Origin of the sequence: Butyrivibrio sp., assembly GCF_017940685.1 — a bacterium.
In the GTDB taxonomy this organism is placed as follows: Bacteria; Bacillota; Clostridia; order Lachnospirales; family Lachnospiraceae; genus Butyrivibrio.
Map to the genome: position 1 here is coordinate 1 of NZ_JAGAYD010000131.1, position 7,785 is coordinate 7,785.

11 protein-coding genes are annotated in these 7,785 nt (G+C 43.2%); 2 read left to right on the top strand and 9 right to left on the bottom strand.

Going from position 1 to position 7,785, the window contains the following annotated elements:
- Nucleotides 1-197 (top strand): hypothetical protein (locus tag J6I68_RS08420; RefSeq protein WP_330622465.1); only part of this gene is annotated, 197 nt, incomplete at its 5' end.
- A gap of 141 nt (nucleotides 198-338) precedes the next feature.
- On the opposite strand, the gene J6I68_RS08425 is transcribed toward J6I68_RS08420, so the two are convergent.
- From J6I68_RS08425 to J6I68_RS08455, 7 genes are all read right to left on the bottom strand, one after another.
- Nucleotides 339-950: a thymidine kinase gene (locus J6I68_RS08425; RefSeq protein ID WP_292219539.1), complete on the bottom strand. Its 612-nt coding sequence runs from the start codon at nucleotides 948-950 to the stop codon at nucleotides 339-341.
- 21 nt (nucleotides 951-971) lie between these two features.
- Nucleotides 972-1,754 (bottom strand): mechanosensitive ion channel family protein, encoded by a 783-nt coding sequence (locus tag J6I68_RS08430; RefSeq protein WP_292219542.1) that lies wholly within the window; start codon nucleotides 1,752-1,754, stop codon nucleotides 972-974.
- On the bottom strand, nucleotides 1,751-1,975 hold the full coding sequence (locus tag J6I68_RS08435) for a hypothetical protein (RefSeq protein ID WP_292219545.1): 225 nt from the start codon (nucleotides 1,973-1,975) through the stop codon (nucleotides 1,751-1,753). Before J6I68_RS08435 ends, J6I68_RS08430 begins: the two co-directional genes overlap by 4 nt.
- Nucleotides 1,975-3,003, bottom strand: coding sequence for a LacI family DNA-binding transcriptional regulator (locus J6I68_RS08440; RefSeq protein ID WP_292219548.1), 1,029 nt, complete (start codon nucleotides 3,001-3,003; stop codon nucleotides 1,975-1,977). The genes J6I68_RS08435 and J6I68_RS08440 overlap by 1 nt, the downstream gene beginning before the upstream one ends.
- Before the next feature lie 4 nt (nucleotides 3,004-3,007).
- A complete protein-coding gene (gene malQ / locus J6I68_RS08445) occupies nucleotides 3,008-4,531 on the bottom strand; it encodes a 4-alpha-glucanotransferase (RefSeq protein WP_292219551.1) in 1,524 nt (507 codons plus the stop codon).
- A gap of 106 nt (nucleotides 4,532-4,637) precedes the next feature.
- Complete coding sequence (locus tag J6I68_RS08450; RefSeq protein ID WP_292219554.1) at nucleotides 4,638-5,582, bottom strand: carbohydrate kinase family protein; 945 nt, start codon at nucleotides 5,580-5,582, stop codon at nucleotides 4,638-4,640.
- 18 nt (nucleotides 5,583-5,600) lie between these two features.
- Entirely contained in the window at nucleotides 5,601-6,203 is a 603-nt protein-coding gene (locus J6I68_RS08455) for a TetR/AcrR family transcriptional regulator (protein ID WP_292219557.1), read from the bottom strand.
- A 175-nt stretch (nucleotides 6,204-6,378) separates the two neighbouring features.
- On the opposite strand from J6I68_RS08455, the gene J6I68_RS08460 reads away from it, so the two are divergent.
- Nucleotides 6,379-6,705, top strand: coding sequence for a hypothetical protein (locus J6I68_RS08460; RefSeq protein WP_292219560.1), 327 nt, complete (start codon nucleotides 6,379-6,381; stop codon nucleotides 6,703-6,705).
- Between the two features lie 52 nt (nucleotides 6,706-6,757).
- On the opposite strand, the gene J6I68_RS08465 is transcribed toward J6I68_RS08460, so the two are convergent.
- Together J6I68_RS08465 and J6I68_RS08470 are read right to left on the bottom strand one after the other, a co-directional pair.
- Nucleotides 6,758-7,600: a DUF2225 domain-containing protein gene (locus J6I68_RS08465; protein WP_292219563.1), complete on the bottom strand. Its 843-nt coding sequence runs from the start codon at nucleotides 7,598-7,600 to the stop codon at nucleotides 6,758-6,760.
- Nucleotides 7,601-7,619: 19 nt separating this feature from the next.
- Nucleotides 7,620-7,785: hypothetical protein (locus J6I68_RS08470; protein ID WP_292219566.1), on the bottom strand; the 166-nt coding region annotated here is incomplete at its 5' end.

Genomic DNA, 7,785 nt, shown 5'->3' on the forward strand with positions numbered 1-7,785 from the left:
ATGAAGACGGAACAGATACACTACTTGGCCTTAAAGAAGCCGATGTTGGGGCTATCCACCTTGGAAGTGCCAATACCGAATTTTCTCACTTTGGCAGCACCTTCACCATGCAGGCCATGACAAGAGCTTCCGGCGTTTTTCTTCGTGAAAGCGGAGGCGTTGGAACCGTGCAGCAGGTAGACCTGGCTGCCCTGTAAATACATGATGCGGGGACTGCTCTTTTGTCTCATTGTGCACAACAAGACACGGGGATGGTTCTACTGTCTCATTGTGTGCAATGAGACAGTAGAACCGTCCCCGTGTCTTGTTTTAGAGGCAGAAGACCTGCCCCTTTTCTTTCACTCCTGGATATCTCTTTCGCGCTTGCCGTCCACTTCGCCGGAAAGGAAGTGTCTGCGGCAGACTGAGACGTAGGATTCGTTGCCGCCCATCATGATCTGCTCGCCGTCGCGAACGATCTTGCCGTTTGATACACGGGCATTGAAGTGGGCACGGCGACCGCACCAGCAGACTGTTGGAACTTCTTCGATGTAGTTGGCGATCTCCATAAGGCGCTTGGAGCCTGAGAAGAGATGGCTGGTAAAGTCTGTGCGAAGTCCGTAGCAGATAACCGGAAGGTCGTACTTATCTACAACCTCTGCAAGAAGGTCAACCTGCTCTTCTGTTAAAAACTGTGCTTCGTCAACAAGGACACAGTCCAGTTTCTTCCATGCAGTGCTCTTTTTTGTGAACCACTCATTTACAACTTCATCCAAAAAATCTTCTACAAAGATGCACTCGGCTTCCAGTCCCATTCTGGATCTTACAACCATCTTGCCATCCCTGTCTTCTGTCTTAGGCTTTAGAAGGATACAGTTCTGTCCCTTCTCAAGATAGTTGTAGCGCACCATCAGTGCATTTGCTGTTTTGGAGCTCCCCATAGCCCCATACCTGAAATAAAGCTTACCCATAATAATCCCCCGTACATTGTTTTACTCTTCACCCTTTAATACTACCAGCTTGTTGTATGGAATCTCAATGCCCTCTTCATTGAAGCGCCTCATGATCTCCACAAGACACTCTGAGCAGGCTCTTGGATTGTCCTTAAAGTCCTTGGTCTCAACAAGAGCCTGAAGCGTAACTCCGCTGTCATCGCAGCTCTTGCACAGCACCGTAGGTCTTGCTCCGTAGTGCTTAGGATGAGAATAGATGGCGCTTGCCATAACAGTCATTGCCTTGTCCATGTCTGTGCCATAGGCAACCTGCACTCTTATAGGATAGGAAAAAGAGTCCTCCTGAGTGTAATTTACTATGGTTGCAGAACCGGCAATAGAATTGGGAATATAGATTATCTCGTTCTGGTAGGTCTTGATGACCGTGTGACGAAGGGTGATGTTCTCAACAAATCCCGGATCATAGTTGTCTATCTTGATCCTGTCCCCTATATCAAAGGGTCTTGAAGTTGATGCAGAAAGAGCTATTCCTGCAAACACATTTGCCAGAGTTGACTGGGCTGCAAGACCTAAGACAACAGCTGCTATTCCGGATGAAGCAATAGCTGTCTCCCATGTCTTTTCAAAAGCAGGAATACCGCTAAGAGCAGTCAGTGCAGCTGCTGCCCAAACAATAGCAAGAATAATGCCCTTCAAAAAAATAAGATGAATCTTGCCCCTTAAAAACTCTTTGCTAAGGAACCTGTTCATCACTATATTAATAAGATATGCAGCTATAAAGGGCAGCACATACTTAAGAAAAATGTCCAGTACATCTTTCATAGATCCTCATCCTCCTCGGAGTCTTCGTCATCACCCATCTCATCAAATGCGATGATGGAATCAATGATGTCCTCAAAGTCTTCCCGAAGTTCCTCAAGAGAATCCCCTTCATAGGTGTAGATCCTTCCGTCAATGGTGACCTCACCTGTGTAATAGTCAGCCTTCCTGTCGTAGTTTACTGACCCTGTATAGCCTTCGTATTCAAATATCTCTTCGCTCATTATATTTTCCTGGTTGATTCTCCTTCAATTAGTTCACCAGGGAATATTATATGCCTATGACCACTCTCCTTGTCAATAATATCAAAGATGAGCCGTATGGTCTCTTTTGATATATCAACAAGAGGCTGTCTTATGGTGGTCAGCCTTGGTATGCAGTACTGTGAGAGCTCCTGTCCGTCAAATCCAGCAACGCTGACATCTTCAGGGACCTTAAGCCCTGCATCAGCAAAGGCTCTCAGTGCACCAATAGCCAGCACGTCAGAAATACAGTAAAGAGCTGTAAACTTCTCCCCTGATTCAATAAGAGCTTTTGCCGTATCATATCCGTTGGCCATGGTGTAGATCCTCTGGTCAACGTATCTGATAAGGTTATTATTGACCTTGATTCCAGCAGCCTTAAGGGCTTTCAGGTAGCCTTTAAGACGCAGCTGAACTACAGAAGGAGTGTCACTTCCCTCCGCCATTATGGCGATCTTTTTATGCCCCATCTCTATGAGATGTGAAACCATCTTAAAGCTCTCTTTTTCATCATCCACAGAAACTGTAGAGTAGGAATTTCTGTTAAAATCTTCAGAAATGTCGGAACCGATTGTCGCAAAAACAATAGGCACACCGATCTGTTTCATCTTATCTGCAGGGTGCTTGGCACTTCCGCCCATGAAGATGATCCCGCGAAGTCTCTTTTCTTTTTCAAGTTCAAGAGCAACATCCACCTCATTCTCATAGGCCTCAACATGGCGAAGGACAAGGGCGTATCCCCTCTTGTCCACCTCCTGCTCCACCACTTCTATCATTGGTGAAAAGAATGGGTTGGTGATACCTTTAACTAAAACCGCAATACACTTGGCATCAGTTCTCTTTAAATTTCTTGCACTGTTATTGGGAATATAACCTGTCTCCTTGATAACAGCCATTATTCTCTTTTTGGTCTCAGGGTTGATATCTGAGTGATTATTGATGGCCCTTGAAACAGTGCTGACACCTACGCCGCACCTCTTGGCTATTTCAACTATTGTGATCTCTGACATTTATTTAAGGTAATCTCCTGTATATTCTTGCAAAGTCTTTCATCTTGCCGGCAATCTCAGGTGTCAGTGCATCCTTCTTAAGACGCCATACCCAGTTGCCACCCAGTGTTGATGGGGTGTTGATCCTTGCATATCCCGGCAGTTCAAGATAGTCCTGCATTGGAATTATAACAGTATCTGACACACTTGCAAATGCTGATCTGATCACAGCCCACACAGCATCACTGCTCTTCTTGATGCCAAGGTATTCCTTGCAGAATTTCTTGTCAGCTCTTGGGAGTGTGTCAAACCAGTTCCTTGTTGTGTCATTGTCATGCGTTCCTGTATAAACAATACAGTTCTTGATGTAGTTGTGTGGAAGGTAGTCGCTCTCTTCCCTTGAATCAAAGGCAAACTGAAGTATCTTCATTCCAGGATAGCCAGTCTTCTTAACAAGCTTTATTACAGACTCAGTCAAAAATCCCAGGTCCTCAGCGATGACTCTTTTCTCTCCAAGCTCCTTCTTCATTGCGTCAAAGAGCTTGTAGCCAGGGCCCTTCTTCCACTTACCATGCTCAGCTGTTGGATGTCCATAAGGAATAGCATAGTACTCATCAAAGCCTCTGAAGTGATCTATCCTTACAACGTCGTAGATCTTGTAGCAGTGTGCAATTCTCTTAAGCCACCACTTGTAGCCTGTCTTCTCGTGGTAATCCCACTTGTAAAGAGGATTGCCCCAGAGCTGACCTGTTGCAGAAAATGCATCTGGAGGGCATCCGGCAACATCGATTGGCTCGTTGTTTTCATCGAGATGGAACAGCTCCGGATTAGCCCAGGTATCAGAGCTGTCAAAGGCTACATAGATAGGAATATCTCCTATGATATCAATGCCCTTTTTGTTGGCATAGGCTTTGAGCTTGCCCCACTGCTCTGAAAACAGAAACTGCAGGAAGCAGTAAAAATCAATCTCTTCCTTGTATTTTTCCTTAGCAGCCTTTATTGCTGCAGGTTTTCTCAGCCTTACACCCTCTTCCCAGGTATTCCAGCTTCTGCCGCCGTTATCATTCTTAAGAGCCATGAAAAGAGCGTAATCAGCCAGCCAGAAATTGTCGCGGCTCTTTTTATATGTCTCAAACTTCTTTGCCCTGTCTGCATAGGATTTACTATTCTTAACGAAGTTGTCATAGGCAGTTTTAAGGAGCTTAAACCTTGAGTCATATATCTTTTCATAGTCGATATACTCTTCGCTTCCGCCAAAGTTATACCTGCCTGCATCTTTTTTGGTAAGAAGCCCCTCGTCTATCAAAGTATTAATATCGATGAAATATGGATTGCCTGCAAATGTAGAAAAAGACTGGTATGGAGAGTCACCATAGCTGGTGGGTCCAAGTGGCAGAAGTTGCCAATAGCTCTGTCCTGCCTCCTCCAAAAAGTCCACGAAATCATAGGCCTCTTTTGAAAAGGTACCTATTCCATACTCAGATGAAAGTGAAAAGATTGGTAGTAAAACGCCGCATTTTCTACTGGATTTGTTAGCTGTATTTGCCATATTCATCTCTCCTTTTTTAAAGAAAAACTACGGAAATTTTCACCGTTACCGGTAACGTTTCCGTAGTTCTACTTTACCACATTTATCCTGTTTTTTTCAAGTGAAATTATCCCTGTGACTGTTCATCAAAAGCACTCTTTTTAATGCCCCAGATAAGGTTTCTCCACTGCTCAAGCTGGTCTGTTGTCATGAATCCGTTTGATGTACCCATGTAACCAATCTTGTAGGAAGCAAACAAAAGTGCATTCTTTATGGCATTTACGCTGTCACCATTTTCCATGTAGTAGTGAAGGAAGCAGGCAAATAGCGCATTACCAGCACCGATGGTATTAACAACTTCATTAGTCTTAACCGTCTTATAATGAACCCGAAGGTCCTTGGTCCTGTCAAAAAGAATAAGTCCTTCACTGCCCTGTCCAAGGATAATGATCTCAGTTCCATAGGTATCAGACATTCTCTGAATGAACTCATATGGATCCTCTGTCAGAGTATCATCTGAAAAATAAAGCACCTTGGCCGGTTCAAGGAAATCGGTGTTGTATTTTTCTTTTTCCGGATGGTAGTTTCTTATATTAACTGCTATAGGCTTATTGTATTCAGCAGCTGCCTTGGCAAAAGGTCTGCAGAAATTGGCATTGGCAAGGATCATCATGTCACAGCTATCTGCAATGGGTGCCACCATGTTCATGTCATAGACATTTTCTCTAAGATCCTTGATATCCTCAAAGATCTGCTGCTTTCTGTCTTTATCATAAAGCACAACCTCAGTAGGAGTTTCTCTCATCTGAGGAATTATATATTCAGTTGAAAGAGTGATCTTACGATCCGGCGGATTGATAAGTCCAAGGTCCTGATTCCTGCCTACGATGGACATAAAGCAAACGTCATCACCCAGCCACTTAAGGGCCAGAGACTCATTGTAGGCATCGCCTCCCATAGCTGTGAAAATGGAATCATTCACGCTGGTAAAAGGAGCATAACTTACAGGAATCTTATCAACTCTTACGATAGTTTCAATCTGTGTTACACCTGCTACTAGGAACTTACTCATAAGGTCCTCCTTTTTGCTTTATTTTAAAGTCATGTTCTTTATCATATCCACGTATTCAGTAGCTTCTTCCAATAGAAAATCCGCCCTGAAATTGTCACTTCTTACAGCCTTCAGCATAAGTCCATCTACGGTGAAATCCAGAAGATTCCACACCTTCACATAATCCATATCTGTGCCAAATACTGTGATGTCCGCCCTTTCTTTCAAGGCATCCATAAGTCTGTGATATTTATCGCGCCTTTCCTCTATCTCACTTAGTGCATCCTGATCTGACTCCTCATCTGCCTTGTCAAGGAACAAAAACACATATGGATAACGATACATAGAGTCTGTCTTGGCGTTAAGGATCTGTTTATAGAGTGTAAAAAAGTCATTCTCACCAGGCTCAACATTCTGGGTCAGTTCCAGGGTCACAAATCTGGTGGCGTAGTCATATAAAAAAGCATAAAGACCGATCTTGCTCTCAAAATAATGGAACAAGAGCCCTTTACTTATCTGCGCATCCCTAATGATCTCATCAGTACTTGCACGGCGATAACCGTACTGTGAAAAGACCTTCAGTGCGGCATTGATCATTCTGTCCTGCTTTTCTTTTTTAAGCTCAAAAAATCTCTCGTTCATGTAAGTCCTCATTTTTAGGGGATGATTGACCATGTCAGTCTAAATAAATATTAGCATTTATAATCTGGCACTTCAAACGATTTTACGTTATTTATCAATTTTTAATACTCAGGTCTTTTAATTGAGTGCAAATTGTATTAAAATCAACTTAGTCGTTTAATTTAGGGAGGTTACTATGTCCAAGAATAATTCAGTTGGAAAATTTGTTTTATTCTGCGCCGCTGTCGGAGCCGCTGCAGCAGGTGCATATTACTATCTCAGCAAGAGAGAAGAGGAAATAGCAGACAGCTTCGACGACGATGACTTCGATGATTTCGATGACTTCGACGATGATGACGATGCAGATAATAAATTCGGTTCACGTAAATACGTAGATATCACAGGATCCTCAGAGTCTGAAGATACAGATAAAAAAGAGGCAGAAGACAAACAGGAGCCTCTTGAAGAGGATGCTAAAGAACAGTCCGAAGAGGAAGAGTTCTTCGACGACGAAGACAAATAACATAAGTAAATTAAAAGCCCTCGCATTTGCGAGGGCTATTTTTATGCTATATTTACTCTTCTGCAAGCATTTCTTTTAATACTCTTGCCTTGTCCTTGATACGGCTGTTGGCTGTTCTTGATACTAAGATATCACTTATCATCTTGCTTGCGATATCCCTTTTACCAGTCTCAACTGCAAGAGCTGCAATGAGGTAATCAAGAGTTGTTGAGTCCATTCCTGCAATTGGGAATTCCTCAGACTGCCTTGCCATTACAAATCCGTTCAAGGCATTCTCAAGAAGCTCTTTTTCCTGAGCATCGTTCTCTTTCTTCTTAGCCTCATATCCTTCCTCTTCAGGGTCAAGTCTCTGGGTCTCACCTCTGATGACCCATGCGCTCTTCAAGCAGATATAAGCTTTCTCACTGTTCTTGGCTTTTTTAACTACTGCATTGGCAAGAGCCAGCTGATAGAGTCTCTTGGCATAGTCGTAGGAATATATTGGCTCGTGGTTGGGCTCGTGCTTGTAATTCATGCAGATCTTAACTCTTATGTCATCGATCTGATACTTGTTAAGAGTTGGGAAGTATCTGCCAAGGGCAGCATATCCGCAGGCAGGACAAGCTATAACATCATACTTGTTCTGGTCAAGCTCATCGTAGTCAGGGCGCAGATCAATATCCACGTTCTTCATCCTGACCTTACCGGTTCTTACTGTCCTTGCCTCAAATTCAGAGTCGCACACAGGACATTTATACTTTTTGTCAAAGAGATAATCTTCCTCATTTACCAGCTGAAGTTTCTTTGGCTGTTCCTTTTTTACTTCAACCGTCTTTTTCTTGGGATCTTCAAAAAGCTCTTCTTTTCCGATATTTCCAAGACCAAGTTTTTCGAATCCAGAAAAAATACCCGCCATGATCGTACCTCTCTAATAATTAGTTTTTAGGTAAAACAAATGAGCTCTTAAGTGAAACAATCCTGTTAAATACAGGAGCGCCCTCCTTGGAGTCCTTGCTGTCCACACAGAAGAATCCGTTTCTTACGAACTGGAATTTATCATAAGCCTTGGCATCCTTAAGGGATGACTCAAGCTTGGCGTCC

Bases quoted from the DNA above. Each gene is read 5' to 3' on its own strand.
- J6I68_RS08430 (WP_292219542.1), bottom strand. From the start codon at position 1,754: ATGAAAGATGTACTGGACATTTTTCTTAAGTATGTGCTGCCCTTTATA.
- J6I68_RS08465 (WP_292219563.1), bottom strand. From the start codon at position 7,600: ATGGCGGGTATTTTTTCTGGATTCGAAAAACTTGGTCTTGGAAATATC.
- J6I68_RS08425 (WP_292219539.1), bottom strand. From the start codon at position 950: ATGGGTAAGCTTTATTTCAGGTATGGGGCTATGGGGAGCTCCAAAACA.
- malQ (WP_292219551.1), bottom strand. From the start codon at position 4,531: ATGGCAAATACAGCTAACAAATCCAGTAGAAAATGCGGCGTTTTACTA.
- J6I68_RS08460 (WP_292219560.1), top strand. From the start codon at position 6,379: ATGTCCAAGAATAATTCAGTTGGAAAATTTGTTTTATTCTGCGCCGCT.
- J6I68_RS08435 (WP_292219545.1), bottom strand. From the start codon at position 1,975: ATGAGCGAAGAGATATTTGAATACGAAGGCTATACAGGGTCAGTAAAC.
- J6I68_RS08455 (WP_292219557.1), bottom strand. From the start codon at position 6,203: ATGAACGAGAGATTTTTTGAGCTTAAAAAAGAAAAGCAGGACAGAATG.
- J6I68_RS08440 (WP_292219548.1), bottom strand. From the start codon at position 3,003: ATGTCAGAGATCACAATAGTTGAAATAGCCAAGAGGTGCGGCGTAGGT.
- J6I68_RS08450 (WP_292219554.1), bottom strand. From the start codon at position 5,582: ATGAGTAAGTTCCTAGTAGCAGGTGTAACACAGATTGAAACTATCGTA.